General features: G+C 36.2%; 18 protein-coding genes, 1 tRNA gene and 1 other RNA gene. 8 read left to right on the plus strand and 12 right to left on the minus strand.

What is annotated here, in order from left to right; all coding sequences use genetic code 11:
* Nucleotides 1-5: 5 nt before the first annotated feature.
* A complete protein-coding gene (locus tag A4G25_RS07145; RefSeq protein ID WP_047131440.1) occupies nucleotides 6-530 on the minus strand; it encodes a GNAT family N-acetyltransferase in 525 nt (174 codons plus the stop codon).
* A gap of 236 nt (nucleotides 531-766) precedes the next feature.
* Here A4G25_RS07145 and A4G25_RS07150 point away from each other — a divergent pair, with 236 nt between their 5' ends.
* Nucleotides 767-973: a hypothetical protein gene (locus tag A4G25_RS07150; RefSeq protein ID WP_047131441.1), complete on the plus strand. Its 207-nt coding sequence runs from the start codon at nucleotides 767-769 to the stop codon at nucleotides 971-973.
* A gap of 42 nt (nucleotides 974-1,015) precedes the next feature.
* On the opposite strand, the gene A4G25_RS07155 is transcribed toward A4G25_RS07150, so the two are convergent.
* Nucleotides 1,016-2,206, minus strand: coding sequence for an MFS transporter (locus A4G25_RS07155; RefSeq protein ID WP_047131442.1), 1,191 nt, complete (start codon nucleotides 2,204-2,206; stop codon nucleotides 1,016-1,018).
* A gap of 130 nt (nucleotides 2,207-2,336) precedes the next feature.
* Between A4G25_RS07155 and A4G25_RS07160 the strand changes: the two genes are divergently transcribed.
* A complete protein-coding gene (locus A4G25_RS07160) occupies nucleotides 2,337-3,245 on the plus strand; it encodes a LysR family transcriptional regulator (RefSeq protein ID WP_047131443.1) in 909 nt (302 codons plus the stop codon).
* A gap of 134 nt (nucleotides 3,246-3,379) precedes the next feature.
* Here A4G25_RS07160 and ffs read toward each other — a convergent pair.
* The 10 genes from ffs to gltB all read right to left on the minus strand — a co-directional run bounded on the left by ffs (nucleotide 3,380) and on the right by gltB (nucleotide 15,765).
* An RNA gene (gene ffs, locus A4G25_RS07165) (signal recognition particle sRNA large type) lies at nucleotides 3,380-3,647 on the minus strand.
* Between the two features lie 113 nt (nucleotides 3,648-3,760).
* Nucleotides 3,761-4,432, minus strand: a complete 672-nt coding sequence (locus A4G25_RS07170) for an SdpI family protein (protein WP_047131444.1) — start codon at nucleotides 4,430-4,432, stop codon at nucleotides 3,761-3,763.
* Nucleotides 4,433-4,445: 13 nt separating this feature from the next.
* The gene (locus A4G25_RS07175; RefSeq protein WP_047131445.1) at nucleotides 4,446-4,703 is read right to left on the minus strand and encodes an autorepressor SdpR family transcription factor; all 258 of its coding nucleotides are present in this window, start codon (nucleotides 4,701-4,703) and stop codon (nucleotides 4,446-4,448) included.
* 147 nt (nucleotides 4,704-4,850) lie between these two features.
* Complete coding sequence (gene treR, locus A4G25_RS07180) at nucleotides 4,851-5,573, minus strand: trehalose operon repressor (RefSeq protein ID WP_047131446.1); 723 nt, start codon at nucleotides 5,571-5,573, stop codon at nucleotides 4,851-4,853.
* 26 nt (nucleotides 5,574-5,599) lie between these two features.
* The gene (gene treC / locus A4G25_RS07185; protein WP_047131447.1) at nucleotides 5,600-7,237 is read right to left on the minus strand and encodes an alpha,alpha-phosphotrehalase; all 1,638 of its coding nucleotides are present in this window, start codon (nucleotides 7,235-7,237) and stop codon (nucleotides 5,600-5,602) included.
* Between the two features lie 137 nt (nucleotides 7,238-7,374).
* Nucleotides 7,375-8,802 (minus strand): PTS system trehalose-specific EIIBC component, encoded by a 1,428-nt coding sequence (gene treP, locus A4G25_RS07190; protein WP_047131448.1) that lies wholly within the window; start codon nucleotides 8,800-8,802, stop codon nucleotides 7,375-7,377.
* Nucleotides 8,803-8,958: 156 nt separating this feature from the next.
* The gene (locus tag A4G25_RS07195) at nucleotides 8,959-9,360 is read right to left on the minus strand and encodes a VOC family protein (RefSeq protein ID WP_047131449.1); all 402 of its coding nucleotides are present in this window, start codon (nucleotides 9,358-9,360) and stop codon (nucleotides 8,959-8,961) included.
* Between the two features lie 195 nt (nucleotides 9,361-9,555).
* Nucleotides 9,556-9,648, minus strand: a tRNA-Ser gene (locus tag A4G25_RS07200).
* A gap of 128 nt (nucleotides 9,649-9,776) precedes the next feature.
* Nucleotides 9,777-11,249, minus strand: coding sequence for a glutamate synthase subunit beta (locus A4G25_RS07205; RefSeq protein WP_047132957.1), 1,473 nt, complete (start codon nucleotides 11,247-11,249; stop codon nucleotides 9,777-9,779).
* A gap of 22 nt (nucleotides 11,250-11,271) precedes the next feature.
* A complete protein-coding gene (gltB, locus tag A4G25_RS07210) occupies nucleotides 11,272-15,765 on the minus strand; it encodes a glutamate synthase large subunit (protein WP_047132956.1) in 4,494 nt (1,497 codons plus the stop codon).
* A 141-nt stretch (nucleotides 15,766-15,906) separates the two neighbouring features.
* On the opposite strand from gltB, the gene gltC reads away from it, so the two are divergent.
* The 6 genes from gltC (at nucleotide 15,907) to A4G25_RS13220 (ending at nucleotide 20,531) form a co-directional block, all read left to right on the plus strand.
* Complete coding sequence (gene gltC / locus A4G25_RS07215; RefSeq protein WP_047132955.1) at nucleotides 15,907-16,791, plus strand: glutamate biosynthesis transcriptional regulator GltC; 885 nt, start codon at nucleotides 15,907-15,909, stop codon at nucleotides 16,789-16,791.
* 364 nt (nucleotides 16,792-17,155) lie between these two features.
* Entirely contained in the window at nucleotides 17,156-18,268 is a 1,113-nt protein-coding gene (locus tag A4G25_RS07220) for a YibE/F family protein (RefSeq protein ID WP_047132954.1), read from the plus strand.
* Nucleotides 18,265-19,056 carry a YibE/F family protein gene (locus tag A4G25_RS07225; RefSeq protein WP_047132953.1) on the plus strand — a complete coding sequence of 264 codons (792 nt, stop codon included), beginning with the start codon at nucleotides 18,265-18,267 and terminating at the stop codon, nucleotides 19,054-19,056. The genes A4G25_RS07220 and A4G25_RS07225 overlap by 4 nt, the downstream gene beginning before the upstream one ends.
* Nucleotides 19,057-19,171: 115 nt before the next feature.
* A complete protein-coding gene (locus A4G25_RS07230; protein WP_047132952.1) occupies nucleotides 19,172-19,441 on the plus strand; it encodes a hypothetical protein in 270 nt (89 codons plus the stop codon).
* Between the two features lie 128 nt (nucleotides 19,442-19,569).
* Nucleotides 19,570-20,160 carry an organomercurial lyase gene (gene merB / locus A4G25_RS07235; RefSeq protein WP_075141043.1) on the plus strand — a complete coding sequence of 197 codons (591 nt, stop codon included), beginning with the start codon at nucleotides 19,570-19,572 and terminating at the stop codon, nucleotides 20,158-20,160.
* A gap of 92 nt (nucleotides 20,161-20,252) precedes the next feature.
* Nucleotides 20,253-20,531: a patatin-like phospholipase family protein gene (locus A4G25_RS13220; protein WP_232011933.1), complete on the plus strand. Its 279-nt coding sequence runs from the start codon at nucleotides 20,253-20,255 to the stop codon at nucleotides 20,529-20,531.
* The last annotated feature ends 1 nt before the right edge of the window (nucleotide 20,532 follow it).

Raw genomic sequence — 20,532 nt, forward strand, 5'->3', positions numbered from 1 at the left:
CATCATTATATATTTTCTAAGACTAATTTGCCTTGTGGACACGTATCTAAGCTATCCCACAAAAGAATAATACTGAACTGATTGATATCTTCATCATCCGGCACCTCTATTGAGTAATTTGAAAGTGGCACAAATCCTAATGAGCGAAAATAATCAGGTTCCCCTTCAACAATAATTTCATTATAACCTTCATCTTTAGCTCTGCTTTTGGCAGCTTCAACTAATGCTTTTCCGATACCATATTCTCGATAATCTTCTTTTACTGAAAGTGATTTAATCATTAATGGACATTGTAAATCTTCTCCGTTAATAATCATTTCTTCCATTAATAAAATATGACCTACAATCTCATCTTCATCTGTACGCGCGATTATTTCAAAATCAGGATTATAATTTGGAATACGTCTTAATCTACGGAGGCTATCTTCATAATATTCCCCTTCAAATAAGCCTTCACTATCTTTTTTATTTTTTAAATGCGCAATAATTGCATAGTCGTTCTCTGTCACAGTTCCTAGTAAGATTTGCATAAAATCCCCTCCATTGAATTGGGCAAAGTATTAGATTCATTATAACGTAAAATCCATAGTTCTCTTATCAATTAGGGTAACGCCTTGAAAATAATCAGAAAAAATATTAAGCTAGGGCAGTTACTAAATGTAAATTTTGTAAATATATTGTTAAAAATGTGGTAAGATATTGAGTAATCAATATTATGAACTTGTACTTATATTAGATGTCAAATCAGCTAAGGGAGGCGATGTGATTGGTTATCAAAAACAAAGCATATACTATTTTGGGGATAGTATTTATGATACTGTGTTTAGCTAGTTTCGCCACGATGCATAATATCTGGATGATTATTCCAGGATTTATATGCGGTGTATTTTTCTTAGCATTCGGTATACATTTCAAAGATAGAACAGAATTACAAAAAGATAGATTACACAAAAAAGAATTACAGAGTGAATAAGGAAATGCGGTATGTCTAATAGAGGCACACCGCATTTTTTGTTTAATATTCCATTGTCTTATGTTTACGTCCATGCAACAGATAGTATAAACCAATGACAAGTACTAATAACACAGCCATTGCAAAATAAAGATTACGATAACCGAAACTGCCGATTACAATTCCAAGCAAGGTCGGTCCTGCGCCAGCGCCTAAATCTGCAAAAATATAGAAAGTTGAAGTTGCAAGGCCAATTTTTTCTGGTGGTGAAGCTTGAATAGCAATTGTTTGGAATGATGGAATCAATGTTCCATAACCGATACCGATAAAGATAGCTGAAATAAGCAATACCCAACTGCTATGTGCTACAGCAAGTAATACTAATCCAAGTATAAAAGCGATTAAAACTGGATAAACTACTTTATTGGCACCATAATTATCAAACACTTTTCCTGTGATTGGACGCACTACAAAAGTGCTGACCGCATAAACAACAAAGAAGAAACTTGCTGCACTTGCAAGACCGATGTTCGCCGCATAAGAATCCAAGAATGCAAGCACACTAGAATATGCAATACCTACAAAAACAATAACTATAGAAATAGGTACTGCTTGTTTTTGGAAAAATTGCGCCAATCCTTTAGGTTTTGTTGCTTCTACTTTTTCTTCTCTTTCTTTGTTCAATGAAGGTTGCTTAATATTAGAAATGAACAGCGCAAGAACAGCTGAAAGTAAGATACAAATCAAACAAACTACAAAGTTGCTTTGGAAGTTCAATTTCTGATTTATTAAAATGCCCAAGAACGGACCGATTGCTGAAGCAACTGTAGTACTAAGCGCGTAATATCCTATACCTTCACCTTTACGATCCTCAGGAACAATGGTAGAAGAATACGTGCCTGTAGTCGTTGATGACATACCGAATGCCAAGCCGTGAATTAATCGCACTATCATGAGTACTAATAGGCTATGGATTAAGAAATAGAGACCGATTGCTATAAATGAAAAGACCAGACCGAAAAATAGTGTTTTCTTCAGATTGAGTTGATCAATATATTTCCCAGTAAATAAACGGCCGAACAACATACCAATGATGAAAATCCCTGCTGCAAGACCACCCATTGCTTCATTCGCATGAAAAGTATCTATTGTAAAAGTCGTTACTGTTACAATCAATGCGTAATGAATGATATACATAAGGAAGTTGATTACTGTGATGAAAATAAAATCTTTCGTCCATAAATTGCGATACATAAATTTCGCACTCCCCTTAATAATTTCTATAATTTCAATATATCTAGTATATTGATAAATAATACTAATGTATAATGGATATTATTAATGAATACATAAGTTATACTTATGTAACGAAAGGATAAATCTATTGAACTTTATTCAACTTCACCATATGAAAACCATCCATGAAACTGGATCTATTACTAAAGCAGCTCAAATATTGCATATTACACAATCTGCACTCAGCCAATCGATTTCAAACTTAGAAGCAGAGTTAAACATCCAATTGTTCAAACGCCAAAAAAGCGGAACAACTTTAACAGACCAAGGACATCAAATTTTTCCGATAATCATGGATTTAATTGATCAAGAAGCCTTACTATATGACAAAATCCAATCATTAAATGCTGAAATGGAAGGTTCTCTTTCCATTGCAACCATCCCTACTTTGTTTATGACGATTGTTCCAGGGGTGTTATCAACTTTTAAAAAAGATAACCCGAATATTGATGTTCAAATTATAGAAGCAGAAAATAATGAAATTAAACAGTTGGTTTCAAGAGGCGAAGTAGATATTGGATTATATACTATCTTAAATGAAGACGATTTAGATGTAACAGATGCACAGTATACACCATTATTTTCTAGTGCATTTACAGCGATTGTACCTAAAGATTCTAAACTCGCTTATTTGAAGAACTTATCTTTAGAAGATATAAAGGCTTTTCCCTTCATATTATATGATCGTAATTTTTACAAAAAGAATATTCAGAAGTTCGAAGCTGCCAATGGCCCTATTAATCTATTATTTTCTACAGATAATGTAGGCGTATTATTTAATTCTGTTGCTGAAGGGCTTGGAATCAGTATTCTATCTGATTTAATGGTACAAAATACTCCTTTTTATCAACGTAATATGATAAAAACTGTGCCGATTGGGGCACCTTTCAATCAAATGATTGAGTTTGGCGTGCTTCACATGAAACACTCTGATAAAGAAAAATTGATTGGAGAATTTAAGAACTATTTAGCAGAAGCTGCAGAAAAAATATCATAAGCAATATGATGTTCCATTTGTTTCTTAAAACATTTATTATTTTTATTAAGACTATATAGAAAAAACAGGAAATTGAAGGTTGCGCTCCTTCAATTTCCTGTTAACTTTTATGTATTAAAATGAATATAAAAATACCGCACAACTTTGCTTCGAATGTGTATCATGAACGTTACCAAAGTCGACAGCTAAATCTCGGCTACCCTACGGCACATATGAGAATCCACTTAATGCTGCTTCCGTCAGGACCTGACATGATTCATGGGTTCATATTGCATAGGACCGAAATCTTCAAACACCTCGTGCTTTGGGCAGACTTCACAAGTACACACCCTAGGCAAAGTATTCAGTCTCGCATAAGCGGATTTCGAGAATAGGGAACCGCTACCTCCCCACCTAGCACGGCAAGATATATCATACTATATTTAAAGGTCGTAATGCAAGCTTTAACAATTTGTAAATTTCTTGAAGTTTAAGTTCTTTCAATTAAAAAGAAAATTTGAAGATTCAACCGACATTTAAGATTTTCCATGGACAATTTTTTGGTAAGCATATTTAGAATAAATAAACGGAGCTGCCCCACCCACTAACGCAAATACAAGTAATGCTGTTACACTATTAATTACTTGCAACAACGCCAAAACAAGTAAGACAAAGCCTGTCGCAATAAATAACCGTGAAACAAACCGGTGTGTTCTTTTCCACACCGCTTCATTTGCGCTTGTCCACTGATTACGAATACCAATATTCTTAGAATTTACCGGAATAATTTGCAAGTAATTCCCCCACAAAATTAATAAAAAACTAAGAATTAATATCCCAATAAAATTATTTATAATATTATATCCAAGCGCATGAAAGATCATTAATAAACTTATAAGGTATATAAAGCTTTGTACCATAGGATTCCAAAAAGCCGTATTGAAACTGACATTTCCTAGCTTTTTATGTTGCTTATCACGTTGGGCTTTTCTTTTGATTACACTATAACTTACTATCATAACCAACATTATTACAATAGGTGCAGTAACCTTATTCAGATATAAATCCAATTGATTCTGATTATCGTAATGCAACGGTAGTGTCCAAGGTAGAAATGGAATAAAAACTACCCAAGTAATCGCTGTTAACACTATGGCAACTATACTAAAACGGTCAAACTTTTTTGTTCCAACTTCAACTTTTGACATTTCAAACCCCTTCCTAATCTTGTTTAAACTGAACAACCCATTTAATCACTTCTTCAAAAACAGATAAATTCAAGTGATAATACAAATATTTTCCTTTTCGCTCCGAGTAAATTAAATCATTCAATCTAAGTATTTTAAGATGCTGAGAAACACTCGCTTGACTCATATCGAAATGTTCAGCAATTTCGCTAGCTGTTAATTTCTGTTCCTTCAACATCTCTAAAATAGATCTCCTAGTCGAATCTGACAGTGCTTTGAAGATATCTTTCATTAAATTTCCTGCCTTCATTTAATCATTTAAGAATATACTTAAATGTTAGCAGTAAAAAATTCTGATGTCAAAGTTGATAAGCAATCACATTTCCAAAAGAAAAAAAGACCAACTCATGAATCTTTCCACACGAGTTGGTCTTTCACCTTATCTTCTTGAAAAATCTATAAACCTGAAATCTGTCGCAATATGCTTTGCGACATTATATTGAAACTTTGTCATATCTCTTAAATGTACAACACCTCGAACAGTAGCGGTATAAGGTGGGTTAATAGTCCCGAAAGCTGCATACTCTTGATCCGTAAATGGTTCAAAAGTGATGGCTTTACGCGAGTAACTGATATCTAAACCTAATTCTTGTTCAATATAATCATATAAAGAATCAGACACGATATCCTCGGTTAAATTCGGAACAACGGCTTCTACCAAATAATCTTCATCAATGATTTTTACGCGTCCATCCGCTTTACGATAACGTATTAAATGCCATAACTTATCTTCTTTCTTCAGATTTAATGCTTCTTTTACTTTAGGAACTGATCCAGCATTTTCTTTTTCTAAAAGTTTCACTTCTGTTTCCAGTTTAACTCCTAATCTTTCTTGCACTTCTTTAAAACTTGTCAATCTTGAAAATGGAAATTCTGTTACACCTTGATAAATCACAATAGAGCCTTTTCCTCTTATTTTCTGTATCATACCTTCGCTGACAAGCAGATTGAGCGCACGGCGTACTGTTTCACGTGAAGCTTCATAAGTCGCTACCAGATCATTTTCAGACGGCAGCTGCTCCCCATATACAATTTCTTCATTTAAAATACTCGCTTTTAAATCATCATATATTTTAGTGAACTTTTTAGGTTTTACTATCATGTTATTCACTCGATTCTTTACTTAAATTACTGTTCGATGACGATGGCACCATAGCCCTCGATTTCTCCATTATTGATAGTACCACGTTCTAGAATGACTTCGCCATCTGTATCTAAATCCTCTGGTAGCATTACCGCTTCTTTACTGAAGTTAGCAATGATTAGCCATTTTTTATCTTCATAACTGCGTTGGTAAATCATTAAATTAGGATTATCCATATATAGCGGCAAAATATCTCCGTACGTAACAATGTCATGTTCATGACGCAATCGAATTAGTTCACGATAAGTTTGTAAAATTGAATGTTCATTCTCAACTTCATCTTCTACATTGATATGTTGATAATTACTCGGGATATCAATCCAAGGTGTGCCGCTTGTAAATCCAGCATTCTCACCTGATGTCCACTGCATAGGTGTACGTGAGTTATCACGAGATTTCTGGTCTAAAATCTGCATAATTTCTTTATCCGCATAACCTTGTGCTTTCAAATTATCATAAGCATTCAATGATTCTACATCTCGATATTGATTGATGCTTGTAAAATGCGGATTAGTCATACCGATTTCTTCACCTTGATAAATATAAGGAGTGCCTTGCAGTAAGTGTAAAGCGACTGCTAACATTTTTGCACTCTTTTGACGTAGTTCTTCTGTTGAATCATCTCCAAAACGAGAAACAACGCGAGGTTGATCATGATTACACCAGAAAATTGCATTCCAACCATTACCATCATGAATACCAATCTGCCATTCCATCAATATACGTTTTAATTCAATAAAATCAAAATCTGCATATGTCCATTTTTCACCATCTGCATAATCAACTTTTAAATGATGGAAATTGAAAACACTGCTCAATTCTTCACGTTCTGGATTTGTATATTTGATACAATTATCAATCGTTGTAGAAGACATTTCACCGACAGTCATTAAATTTTTATTGCCGAAAGTATTGCGGTTCATTTCATGAATAAACTCATGGACACGTGGTCCGTCTGTGTAAAATTCTTTGCCGATTTTATCAGAATCACGGAATTCTCCTTTTGAAATAAGATTAATCACATCAAAACGAAAGCCATCAATACCAAAATCAATCCAGTAATTAATCATGTCATAGAGCGCTTCTCTGACTTTAGGGTTTTCCCAATTTAAATCTGCTTGCGTTACATCAAAAAGATGTAAATAGTATTCATCGCTTTCTTCATCATACTTCCAAGCATTACCTCCGAATTTTGATTCCCAATTTGTTGGTGGTGCACCTTCTTTTGCAGATTTACGGAAAAAGTAATAATCACGATAAGGGTTATCTTTTGAAGAAATAGCTGCTCTAAACCACTCATGTTCTGTTGATGTATGATTGATAACAATATCCATCATTACTTTCAAATTATGCTTGTGTGCTTCATCTAAAAGTTGCTTCAATTCTTCTTTCGTACCGAAATCTTCATTAATACTCAAATAATCACTGATATCATATCCATTATCATTCATCGGAGATTGATATACAGGTGTTAACCAAAGATAGTCTACACCTAAGTATTCAAGGTAATCCATTTTTTCAATAATTCCATTTAAATCCCCTGTTCCGTTACCTGTTGTATCGTTAAATGATTTCGGATAGATTTGATAAACTACTGATTTTCTCCAATCATTTTGTTGCATAGTATGACCCACCTTTTCCTCTCTCTTTATAAAAAAACAGAACATCTGGAAAATGATGTTCTGTTTTAGAATCTTTTCAAAATCATTTGGCCTACGCTCAAATGTTCATTTATCTCTATTTCAACAAATTTTATTGCTTAATCAACCATTTCTTTCGCTTTGTTTTTTGCGAAGTTAGAAAAGATAACTGTTAAGACAGCCGGTACAATAATCGCAATGATTGTACAAATTCCATATACAATCCAATATTCTTTCTGAATGGAAATGATGGCCGGCACACCACCAACGCCTACATTTCCTAGTACTTTACTTGCACCGATTACACTTCCTAAAACACATGATGTAAGAATCGCTGCAACAAATGGATATTTCAATGGGATATTTACCCCGAACATAGCAGGTTCAGTTACACCAAGTAAGCCTGAAATACCTGAAGTTAATGCTAAACCTTCTTCTTTTGCCATTTTACGACGTTTATATACATACCATGCACCAAATGCTGCTGAACCTTGGCAAATATTTGAAATTGCTAGGATTGGCCATAAGTATGTTCCTTTTAAGCTGCTTCCCATTAATTGGAAGTCTACTGCTAAGAACATGTGATGCAAACCAGTGATTACAAGTGGTGCGTAGAATAATCCATAAATAGCACCGCCTAACCAGCCTGCACGGTTGAATAAGAATGTTACAACATCAGTAATGCCTGTTCCGATCCATAATGCAATCGGTCCGATGACTAAGAACGCTAAGAAACCTGTTACTAATAAAGCAATCGGTCCTACAACCAGCATTTTGATTGAGTCATGAACTACTTTATTTAGGCCCTTCTCAATCTGGGCAAGTACATATGATGCTAATAATACAGGTAAAACTTGTCCTTGATAGTTCAATTGTTTAACGTCTAAACCGAAAATGTGCCAAACTGGAATTTTTGATCCTTGGTTCAAATCATATTGCGAAACAAGTTGCGGATGCATCAATACAAGCCCTAATACTAAACCAAGTACCGGGTTCCCTCCGAATACGCGCATACTGCTCCAACCAATCAAAGCTGGCAAGAAGATGAATGCCGTTGTCGCAATAACATTCACAATATCTGCAAAATCATGTATCTGCGGAAATTGTTCGGTTAAGGGTTTCGGTCCGAATAAATCTTTCATAGTTAATAAGTTGTATATCCCCATTAACAGACCGGCTGTTACGATGGCTGGCAAGATAGGAATGAATATGTCTCCAAGTAATTTAACTAAACGTTGGAGTGGATTGCCTTTCTTTGCTGCCGCTGCTTTTACATCGTCTTTTGAAGCGCCTTCTTTACCAATATCAGCCATAAATTTTTTGTAAACTTCATCGACTGTCCCAGGGCCGATAACAATTTGATATTGATTATCCGCTTTAAATTGTCCTTTAACAAGCGGGTTATCATTTAATTTATCCTTATTTACTTTATCGTCATCTTTTAATACTAAGCGTAATCGCGTCACACAGTGCGTTGCCGTTTCTACGTTTTCCGCGCCACCGATTGCCTCCACAATCTGTTTAACGTCTTTATCTTTAACAGCCATCCGACTCACTCCCTTTGTTTTATGTTTGAATCTATTGTACTTGTCTAGACAAGTTATGTAAAGGCTTTCATTAAAAATAATAATTGCTCATTCAAAAAAATTTACTTTAACCTAAAAAAGTGATGGAATTAACCTTTTCCATCACTTCACATCTTATTATTTCTCTAATTTTTTTCGTTCAATAATTTGGACAAGGTTGCCGCAAGTATCATCAAAAATTGCGAATTTCACACCGCTTCCGTAATCCATAGGCGCCATTGTAAAACCTACACCTTGTTCTTTCAATTTTTGGTACTCAGATTGCACGTCTTCTACATCAAACATTGTACATGGAATACCCTCTTCTTTTAAACCTTCTTGATATGCTTTAGCTACTGGGTGATTATTGGGTTCCAATAATAATTCAGCTCCACCTGGATTTTCTGAGGAAACAACCGTTAACCATCTATATTCGCCTGCAGGTTCATCTGCTTTCTTTTGAAAACCTAGTATTTCAGTATAAAATTTTAATGCTTGATCTTGATTGTCTACAAAGATACTTGCTACTTTAATTTCCATGGGAATACCCTCCATTATGTAATAGTTATTTAATTCCTTATTTCGAACTATGGTAAACCTTCTTGTAAAATACCTCTATTAAATTGAGCACTCCCCATTTTTAATTATTAAAATACAAATTAAAAAGGCAATCACTCAATACGAACATTGAATAATTGCCTTTTTATATCTATTAGTCTTGGATTTCATTTATAATGGCGGAGGAAGAGGGATTCGAACCCCCGCGAGCCGTTAAGCCCCTGTCGGTTTTCAAGACCGATCCCTTCAGCCGGACTTGGGTATTCCTCCAATAAGCACAATAAACATCATATTATACCCCTTTATAAATGTCAATAAATTTTACAAGAAAATTTTACACAATCAATATTGACAATTCCGTATCGCAACAAAATAGAGGGACGGCTGCCCCTCTATTATTAACTTAAAACTAGCTGCTTTTGTAAATATCTATGAACAGATTTTGCTGCGCCTCGACCTTCTTTAATCGCCCACACAACTAAACTTTGTCCACGACGTGCATCACCTGCTGTAAAAATGTGAGGTTGATTCGTCGTATAATCAACTTCATTTGCTACAATTTTGTTTTGTTCGGTACGCAAATCAAAAGTATTCGGCACAGTATTTTCAGTACCTACAAATCCAATTGCCAGTAATATTAAATCAGCTGGCCAATGTTTTTCGGTATCATCAATTTTAGTACTGCCATCTGGCATTTTCCTCAACGTTTGTGTATAAACACCTCGAACATTGCCAATGCGATCCACATCATAACGCATCGTTTGTGCACCATAAGCACGTGGTTCAAAACCAAAACGTTCTTCTGCTTCTTTATGTGCATAATCCATTTTAAAAACAGGCATAGACAATGGCCAATAAGGATTACCTTCAATTTCATAACGTTCAGGCATCTTCGTACGATAATTGAATTGTACAACGGTTTTACAATTTTCTCGCAATGCAGTCGCTACACAATCAGCTCCTGTATCACCAGAACCTATCACGATGACATTCTTACCTTCGGCACAAATCTCTGCATCTTCTGGTTTCAATTCTCCATTCGCAATCTGTGTTTGTTCTGTTAAATAATCCATTGCAAAGTGGATACCATATCCCATACGTCCTTCTAACGGAAGGTCTCTTGCTTGCTGTGAACCAGTACAAACGATGATGGCATCATATTCAGATTCAAGCGTCTCTTTCGAGATATCATTTCCAACCTCTGTATTTGTAACAAAACGGATACCCGCTTCTTCCATCAATCGAATACGTCGTCGGACCACTTCTTTATCCAATTTCATATTAGGGATGCCATACATTAATAATCCACCTGCTTCACATGCCCGTTCATAAACGGTCACCTCATACCCCTTCGCATTCAATTCATCAGCTGCCGTTAAACCTGCAGGCCCACTACCAACAATCGCTACACGCTGTTCTATGCGATTTGCAGGAACACGCGGTTCTACCCATCCATTTTCAAATGCTTCGTCTATTATAGTACGCTCGATACCTTTAATTGCCACCGGGTCTCGATTAATATTCATCACACAAGATTGTTCACAAGGTGCTGGACAGACACGCCCTGTAAAATCAGGGAAATTATTCGTTTCTGATAACCGTTCGTACGCCGCTTTATAATCTTGATGATAAACAAGATCATTCCATTCTGGTATATAATTTCCAATCGGACATCCTACTGTATCACGTTCAACTAGTTGTCCTGTTTGGCAAAACGGAGTACCACAGTCCATACATCTCGCACCTTGCAGCGCAGCATCTTCTTTAGAAAAACATTGTTGAAATGCTGCATGACTCGTTAAACGTTCTGCTAACGAAAGCTCAGGCAGTGCTTGTCTGTCATATTTCATAAAACCTTTAAATTCTCCCATTTAAAACACTCCTTCCTTTCCGTTAATAAACAACTGAAAATGGTTCATCTGATGTCACTTCTGTACTTGAATCATAAAAAGCGTTCAAAACTGCTTGCTCGCTATTTTCAGTTTGGCGATGATGCAATTCAAGCTTGTGCATCATTAATTTATAATCTTTAGGTGTTACTTTCACTACATAATCAACAATATTATCAAAATCAGCTAAAATCGCTGAAGCTTTCTTACTTCCTGTATATGCCACATGTTCTTCTAACATATTTTTTAATGTTTCAAATTCTTCTGGATGCGCTAACGCATCAAAATCCAATGTTTCTAATGCATGGTATGCTTTAAATTGTTCGACATCATCAGGGAAAATATATGCGACACCACCGCTCATACCTTGACCGAAGTTATCTCCGACATTTCCTAAGACAACGACACGTCCCCCTGTCATGTATTCCAAACCATGATTTCCGATACCTTCTACAACAGCATGAACGCCACTGTTTCTGATACAAAATCGTTCGCCGGCATAACCATTGATGAAGGCTTTACCGCTTGATGCGCCATAGAAACATACATTTCCAGCAATAATATTTTCTTCTCGTTCTTCATTCGGTGCATTGATAATAATCTTACCGCCGGACAAACCTTTACCAACATAGTCATTAGCATCACCTGTATGATGAATAGTTAATCCAGATGGTGTGAATGCACCAATACTTTGACCAGCATGGCCAGTCGTTTCAACATAAATCGTATCTTCAGGTAAACCTTCCGCTCCATGTGCTTGAGTAATCAGACTACCGGCAGTTACACCAACATCACGCTGCTCATTGCACAAATTATAATGTCCTCTGAATTTAGTTCCAGAGAGAATAGAAGCCTCTGCATCTGGAATCAATTCTGCCGCATCAAATCCTTCTTCTAAATGATGCAACTGTTCAATTTCTTTAAATCGTGGCCCTTGTTCTTTATGCAACAGTGGTGCTACGTCGAGTGAACGCGCCTTTTCACTATGCACTTCTGATGAAGGTTCAAGTAAATCTGAACGTCCAATCAATTCATCCACTGTACGCAAACCAAGCTCAGCTAAGATTTCACGTAATTCATGCGCAATGAAATGCATGAAATTCACCACGTGATCCGCACGTCCTGTAAATAGGGCACGCAAATCTTCATTTTGTGTCGCCACACCGACTGGACAAGTGTCTTTATGGCACACACGCATCATGACACAACCAAGTACAATTAACGGTGCTGTTGCAAAACCAAATTCTTCAGCACCTAAGGCACATGCATAAGCAACATCATGTCCTGTTAAAAGTTTACCGTCTGTTTCCAACCTTACACGAGAACGCAAATTGTTCATCATAAGGGTTTGATGCGTTTCTGCTAGACCGATTTCCCAAGGCAGTCCAGCGTGTTGAATACTCGTTTTAGGTGAAGCACCAGTACCGCCATCATAACCGCTGATCACGATTTTATCTGCGAAAGCTTTTGCAACACCTGCTGCTATTGTTCCGACACCGCTTTTAGATACTAATTTTACTGCAATATTTGCTTTTGGATTCGCATTTTTCAAATCATGAATCAATTGTGCTAAATCTTCGATTGAATAAATATCATGATGCGGTGGTGGAGAAATTAATCCAATCCCTGGTGTAGATCCTCGAACTTCAGCAATCCATGGATAAACTTTAGTACCTGGCAACTGTCCGCCTTCCCCTGGTTTAGCGCCTTGTGCAACTTTAATTTGAATTTCAGTTGCATGTTGTAAATAATCACTTGTTACTCCAAAGCGTCCAGATGCCACTTGTTTAATAGAACTTGAATAATTTTCTCCGTGAGGCCCTGAAATATAACGTTCTGGTTCCTCACCGCCTTCACCGCTGTTGCTCTTGCCTCCAATTTGGTTCATGGCTTCTGCCAAAGTAGAATGTGCTTCTCTAGAAATAGAACCATAACTCATTGCGCCTGTGTTGAAGCGATGTACAATTGCTTCAATAGGTTCAACTTCATCGATACTGATTGCACTTCTTGATTTGAATTTCATCAACTGTCGAATATGGTCTGTACGATGTTCATTTACACTCTGAGAATATTCTTTGAAAAGATCATAATCATTCTCACGGCATGCTTGCTGCAGTAACCTGATAGTCGTAGGATTAAAAGCATGGTGCTGACCTTGTTGACGCCATTGGAATGTACTGCCTGAATCCAAATGTGTTATTTCTCGGCTTTGACGTTTTTTATTTTCCTGATCAATCAACTCAATCGTCAAACCAGAAAGTTTTGATTGTGTTCCTGTGAAATATTTATCGATGACTTCTTGTGAGAGTCCAACTGCTTCAAAAATTTGTGCCCCTTGATAACTTTGCACAGTTGAAATTCCCATTTTAGCCATAACTTTAATAACACCTTCAGCCAATACATCTGTATAAACCTTTACTTGCTCAGCAACATCGCCAGATAATTCCCCTTGTCCAACTAATGCTGCAATTGTTTCTTGCGCAAGATAAGGTACAACAGCATTCGCACCATACCCTAACAAACATGCTACATGGTGTACTTCTCGGATTTCTCCGCCTTTTGCGACAAGACTTGTCTCTTGACGCAAATCTTCAATAATCAATGCTTGGTGCAGATAACTAATTGCTAATAAAATCGGAATCGCATATCCTGATTCATCCTGCAATTTGCTATCATCTAACACTAATATGTCATGCCCTTGACCAACAGCTTTTACCGCTTCTTCTCTTAAGTTTTCCAAAGCTGCCTCTAAGTCTCCAGTATAGATAGTTGATAAATACTTGATATTAAAAGGTCCTGATTCAGCTGCTTTTAGTTGTGCTTCTGTTAAAACAGGATGCTTCAATTGCAAACGATTCAAAGCATCAGTACCTGGAACCAACAAGTTTCCTTCTTTACCTAAATATGACAGCTCACTCGTTACAATTTTTTCACGGTATGCATCAATTGGCGGATTCGTAACTTGCGCAAATAATTGTTTGAAATAATTAAATAAAGATTCCGGACGTTCATTCAATACAGCTAGCGGTGCATCATAACCCATTGCACCAATCGGGTCTTTCTTACCTTCAACTAATTCTTTCATGTACTTATGAATTTCTTCGCGTGTATAGCTGAATTGTTTTTGCAATTTTTGCAGTTTCTCAGCTTTCCATCTTTTAGATTCAAAAGGTACATCTAAGTTCAAATGGACTTTGTGCTTTTCTAACCAATCTTCGTAAGGTAATTCATCTGCAATTTCTTTTTTCAAAATATGGTTATGTACCACTTCATGTTTTTCAAAATCCACAAGCAATAATCGTCCTGGATTTAAACGACCTTTAAACGCAACATCTTTTTCGTCAACGTCTATCACACCCACTTCAGATGAAAAGATAATATGATTATCATTTGTGATAGTATAACGACCCGGTCTCAAACCATTGCGGTCAGTCAATGCTCCGATTTTATCGCCATTACAAAAAGCAATCATAGTCGGTCCATCCCATGGCTCCATTAAATAACTATAGTATTCATAAAATGCACGCACTGAGCTTTGATTCGCTTTGCTATATTGCCAAGGTTCAGGTACTAGCAACATTGCTGCTTTTTCTGGTTCCATCGCAAGTGATAAAAATTCTAAAGCATTATCTACTATTGAAGAGTCACTGCCGTCCACATCTAAAATTTCATGTACTTTTTGTTGATCACTTTCATCAAATAGTGTTTGAATCAAACGTTTTTGACGTGCACGCATCCAGTTAATATTACCGCGGATTGTATTAATTTCTCCGTTATGCATCAGCAAACGGTTAGGGTGTGCACGTTTCCAACTTGGAAACGTATTCGTACTAAAACGCGAATGGACTAATCCAAGTTTAGAAACATAATCTGGGTGGTTTAAATCTATAAATAAGCTTTTAATTTGGTCTGAACGCAACCACCCTTTATAAACGATTGTTTTCGATGACAAACTCGTAAAATAAAGTTCCAGTTCTTGTTCAGCACCATAAAATTCAATTTGTTTACGCGCAAGATACAAACGTTTTTCTGCATCTGCACTGTGCTTCAAATCAATGAATATTTGTTGAATATAAGGCATTGTTTCTGCAACGTGAGGCGGAACTGCCGACACTTCAACAGGAACGTCCCGATATCCGATAACCTTTAAGCCTTCGCTTTCAAAATAGGCTCTGAACACTGTTTCATGCCTCGAACCTTTTATTGGTGAATTTGTAAAAAATAGCCCTACTGCATAATTTCCTTCTTCAGGAAGATCAAATTCAGTATGTTTTTCAAAATAGTCAAATGGAATTTCCGTCATTATCCCAGCACCATCACCTGTCATGCCGTCTGCACCGATCCCCCCTCGGTGGTCTAAGCGACGCAGCATTTCTAGTGATTGAATCACGATATCGTGCGATCGTAAATTATCCATATTGGCATAAAAACCAATACCGCAAGCATCATGCTCATTTCGTGGATCATATAAACCTTGATTCTGCGTGTCTCTGCTCATGCTTGCTCCTCCTTTTATATGTTATATGAATTTTCAGATTTTTATTGATAAGTATTATGATATAGAAGGCTATTCTTCTGTTCAATATAAATATTAGATGATATTATTCTAATTATTAGAACAATGAGCGGGGTGTAGAATATGGAATTTAAACAACTCAAATATTTTATAGAAGTCGCAAAACGCGAACATTTATCAGAAGCAGCTTTAGAATTGAACATCGCCCAATCCGCAATCAGCAGACAAATTTCTCAATTAGAAGACGAACTGAATGTCTCCCTTTTCAGACGAGAAGGCAGACATATTTACTTAACCGAAACAGGACAACGTTTTCTTGCAGAAGCTTCAAAAATCGTTGAAGAAAGTGAACATACTTTAAAAATGTTTCAAAAAGAACAAGAAATTGAGTCAAAACGCATTAAAATCGGTTATGTTGAAAGTTATGTCTCAGAATTACTGACACTGCTGATTCAAAAATTTGAAAATGAGTATACAACAACGCTTTTGCCTTTAATGAAAGATAATGAAGCGCTCCTTCATATGCTGCTCACAAGAGATATAGATGTTGCATTTATGGATTTATCTTCAGATTTAAAACGACATAATGATTTAATCATTACACCTTTATTTGAAGATTCTTATGTATTATATGTTCCAAAGCAAGATCCATTAGCATCTGCAACGCACCCTCCGCTTAATCAATTAAATCAAAGCACGCTTTTTTCTTTATCTGAAATGCCGGATGCGCTTATCCAGCAAATAGAACATACGACGAGAAACCATATATATCGTATTTCTTCTTCTCGTCTAGCCAGTTATCTCTTAAAGAAAAATCGAGGTTATGTATTGGCTCCTCAGTATGCTTTATTGAAAGAAAATGATGCTTGGGCACGATTGTCTTTAAATCATACTGAATTAAAGCGTACAATTTGTGCGGTGATTCATAAAGATAATCACAAACCAGAACTAAAAGCATTACAAAATGAAATCAATGCTTTATTGTCACATACATCTGTTTATCATTAACATGTTCAAAACAATCTCATTATCAAGACTGTAATTTTTTTGGTATGTGTGAATCTATGGTGTCGAAATACAAAAAAGGATTTAAAATTTATTGGGTCTTCGAATTTTATCCTTAGAGTATCAATTTATCTAATTGAGCATTCGCAGCTATAATATATTTTTGTAGAGTTGAAGATGAACTGTCTAATGTACATTTACAGCAGTCTCAACTCTATTTTGATAAATGACAATTAAGTTATTTATTCACTCAATTTCTTTTAACGGAAATTTATTCTCCTATATAATCATTGGAATTCTCAATTTATTAAGCGTATAATCGCGTTGTCTATTTAATCTATACAAATTCATGAGGTGTTTTAACATCATGTCATATAAAAATAAATTGAAACAGCCTTTTTCGTGGGTATTAATTCTCTTCATAGTGCTTTTTATAGGAAGTTTATTATTCACCTTGAATAATGCACGTTTTTATCACATGCCAATAGGTGAAGTTACGCAGGTTAAGCACTTGAAAACAGAGCAAGTTACCGATGAACATCATAATAAAGACACAAAGCATTCTGATGAACTGACAATCCGTGTTCTGAACGGTAAATTCGAAGGTCAAACCGGACATATCAATAACACCTATTATGCATCTCAAGCTGATTCAGAAAAATTCAATACAAATGACAAAGTACTTTTGCATATTAATAAACATCCAAGTGATGCGAATATTGTTGAAAAAAAGCGTGATACTTTAGTTGTTGCGATGACAGGCCTCTTTATCTTTATTGTATTGTGGGTCGGACGTAAAGTTGGTATTCAGTCCATATTGTCACTCGTTTTCAATACAGCAGCTGTCATTGGGGCGATTGCCATACACAATACATTCCCAAATACGAGCTTGTTCTTGCTTATGAGTATTGCAGTTATTCTAGCAACAGCTGTAACCTTGCTGTTAGTAACAGGATGGCATTGGCGAACCGCTATCACCATCGCAAGTACACTTGTCGGCACTTTCTTATGTGTAGGTATCGCAGAAATTGTCATTCGCTCTACTGGCGGATCTGGCATTAAGTATGAAACGATGAGTTTCTTGACCTTGCCACCTAAGGAAGTCTTCTTAGCTTCAGTAATTGTCGGCACACTCGGTGCTGTTATGGATGTAGCCATTACGATTGCCAGCGGCATGTATGAGATTTGGAGACGCACACCTCATATCGATATGACACGTTGGGCGTTAGCAGGTCGTAATATCGGCCAAGATATTATGGGAACGATGACTAATATCCTGCTTTTTTCATACTTAGCAGGCAGTCTGCCGATGATGTTGATTTATCTAAGAAACGCCAATACGATTACCTATACCATTTCTATGAACTGGTCTTTAGAAATTGCGCGCGCATTAATCGGTGGAATCGGCATTGTGTTAACAATCCCAATTACAATCATACTGATGCAGCTTTGGGCAAAATTGCGAGGTGAACGAGTATGAATGCAGTTTTAATTCTGGCTTTGATCCTTTTAATTTTGATGGTTATTTTCGGAGGTAAGAAAGGTGCTATTTCATACGGCATGCTCTTCCTCAACTTTCTAATAGTACTTATCGCACTTGTAGCAATCGTTTTAAAACTGCCGATTCCAGTAATAGCAATTCTCTTTTGCCTTACGGTCGCCAGTCTTAATTTATTCGGGCTGAATGGATATAACGTAAAAACTCAAGCCGCTTTTATCGGCACATGTATTACGACAGCCATTCTATTAGGCGTTATTTACTTCGCTGTAGCAACCGGCCACTTACAAGGATTTGCGACTGAACAACAAGATGAAACTTACGTTTATTCTATGAATATCGGCATTAATATGATTCAATTCATGGTTTTCACTACTGTACTCGCAGTTATTGCTGCAGTAGTTGATTTGGCCATCACCATCAGTTCACCAATGTATGAACTGCACGAAACTAACCCGAATTTGAGCCGTACAGAACTTTTCCAATCTGGAATGCGTGTCGGACGAGAAATTTTAGCGACTTCTGCCAATACTATTTACCTCGCCTATTTTGGAGGTCAATTAACACTGTTCTTCTGGTTCTTTAAACTCAACTACTCATTCGGACATATCGTCAATGCCAAAATCTTCACGGAGGAATTTGTATCTATTTTATTCGGTGGTATCGCAGTAGCTCTAAGTATTCCAATTACCGCTTGGATTACTGCTTGGCTCATTCATCGCCATCCTGATAAAACAGAAGCACGTACAACAATGCATAAACAAATTTAAAATTATAGTTATCCTTCGATGATAAGAGACTTGTGTGAGTGTAATCATCGTCCGAATGGGTAAGGAATGTTATAATAATTGATACTGAAAAATTGAAATAAGGAGGCCATAAATAATGGCAAAACAACCTAAATCAAACTTACGTCGTTTATCCAACGTTTTAAATGTAGTTGGGTTCGGTATTGAAATCTATAATAATGTCAGCCATACTAAAAGCCGTAAATTATCACAAGTCGGCCTAGCAATTAATGTAGTCGGTGGAATTCTTGATTTCTACACAGCATTAAAATCAGGCCGCTTCCTAACTAAAGTATTTTCATTCAGCAACTTAATAGCGGTATTCGCAACATCTTACAACCGCTTCAAAGCATTGCGCACTAAATAATAAATACAAACAAGCAGTTCACCACAAAGCGAACTGCTTTATTTTTTGCACTTTTTCAGTTTAGCCATTAAACTTAAATCGAAATAATTACGCTTAATAAAACAAAAAGAAGGAGCGGCTGTTTGAAAATGAAAACATTTAACTTTAAAGCTAAGCTTAATACAGAAGAACAACAACTTCGCAACGAGCTCATTCAACATATATTAAAAAATCCGAAGCAAGCAATTCCGTTTGAGCAGAAATACCAACCTTTATTGGAAAAAAACGTACTTAATGTCGAAGGTAATCAAATCACTTGTCTTTATCCTTTCTCCTTAAAGCCTACTCGCTTCAAAGTGACAATACCTGAGTTTGAACAAACCGTTTATACTATGTGTGCAATTGATGCAATCGGAGTAAGTGATACACTTAAGACCCCTATCAAAATTGAAGCAGTATGCGCAGAAACAAACACACCTATCCAATTATCTGTAGAAAATAATGACATACAGAACCTGACAGATTATCCTGACCTTCGTGTGCTTTACAAAGATTTATGTCCAGATAGTCAATGCTCTGTTAATTGCTGTCCTTATATTCAATTTTTTAAAGATGAAGAAGCTTTAGAAGCCTATTATGCAAAACACATTGGAAATGCTTCTACAATCTCACAAGATGCTTCATATCATTCATTGACACTTCAACAAGCGCGAGAAGTTGCTCAAGAAATATTTGCCTAATCCTGCTAAAATCACGCTTAATGCCGATGGATATCAGCCTTTTAAAAGCTATAATAAAAATAATAATCTGTGTACATTAAAGGAGTAGAGTAATGAAAAACACATTAGTGTTAGGTGGCGGAGGCCAATTCGGAATTGCTTGGGAATTAGGATTACTATATGGCTTAAATACAAAAGATATTAATTTAAGAAAGATGGATGCGATTATAGGAACATCTGCTGGTTCACAAGTCGGCGCTGCAATTGCTTCTAATTGGAATTGGGATAAAATATGGCAAAATCAAATCGAATTGACGATAAATGAAGAAAATCCTGAACCCAATATGCATAAGGTTTTTGAGAAATATAACCAAATTTCAAAGCAAGCATAAG

The sequence above is a fragment of the Staphylococcus condimenti genome, from assembly GCF_001618885.1.
GTDB lineage: Bacteria > Bacillota > Bacilli > Staphylococcales > Staphylococcaceae > Staphylococcus > Staphylococcus condimenti.

Bases quoted from the DNA above. Each gene is read 5' to 3' on its own strand.
- A4G25_RS07155 (WP_047131442.1), bottom strand. From the start codon at position 2,206: ATGTATCGCAATTTATGGACGAAAGATTTTATTTTCATCACAGTAATC.
- A4G25_RS07195 (WP_047131449.1), bottom strand. From the start codon at position 9,360: ATGGAAATTAAAGTAGCAAGTATCTTTGTAGACAATCAAGATCAAGCA.
- A4G25_RS07230 (WP_047132952.1), top strand. From the start codon at position 19,172: ATGGCAAAACAACCTAAATCAAACTTACGTCGTTTATCCAACGTTTTA.
- merB (WP_075141043.1), top strand. From the start codon at position 19,570: ATGAAAACATTTAACTTTAAAGCTAAGCTTAATACAGAAGAACAACAA.
- A4G25_RS07175 (WP_047131445.1), bottom strand. From the start codon at position 4,703: ATGAAAGATATCTTCAAAGCACTGTCAGATTCGACTAGGAGATCTATT.
- A4G25_RS07145 (WP_047131440.1), bottom strand. From the start codon at position 530: ATGCAAATCTTACTAGGAACTGTGACAGAGAACGACTATGCAATTATT.
- treC (WP_047131447.1), bottom strand. From the start codon at position 7,237: ATGCAACAAAATGATTGGAGAAAATCAGTAGTTTATCAAATCTATCCG.
- gltB (WP_047132956.1), bottom strand. From the start codon at position 15,765: ATGAGCAGAGACACGCAGAATCAAGGTTTATATGATCCACGAAATGAG.
- A4G25_RS07205 (WP_047132957.1), bottom strand. From the start codon at position 11,249: ATGGGAGAATTTAAAGGTTTTATGAAATATGACAGACAAGCACTGCCT.
- treP (WP_047131448.1), bottom strand. From the start codon at position 8,802: ATGGCTGTTAAAGATAAAGACGTTAAACAGATTGTGGAGGCAATCGGT.
- A4G25_RS07170 (WP_047131444.1), bottom strand. From the start codon at position 4,432: ATGTCAAAAGTTGAAGTTGGAACAAAAAAGTTTGACCGTTTTAGTATA.
- A4G25_RS13220 (WP_232011933.1), top strand. From the start codon at position 20,253: ATGAAAAACACATTAGTGTTAGGTGGCGGAGGCCAATTCGGAATTGCT.
- gltC (WP_047132955.1), top strand. From the start codon at position 15,907: ATGGAATTTAAACAACTCAAATATTTTATAGAAGTCGCAAAACGCGAA.
- A4G25_RS07225 (WP_047132953.1), top strand. From the start codon at position 18,265: ATGAATGCAGTTTTAATTCTGGCTTTGATCCTTTTAATTTTGATGGTT.
- treR (WP_047131446.1), bottom strand. From the start codon at position 5,573: ATGATAGTAAAACCTAAAAAGTTCACTAAAATATATGATGATTTAAAA.
- A4G25_RS07220 (WP_047132954.1), top strand. From the start codon at position 17,156: ATGTCATATAAAAATAAATTGAAACAGCCTTTTTCGTGGGTATTAATT.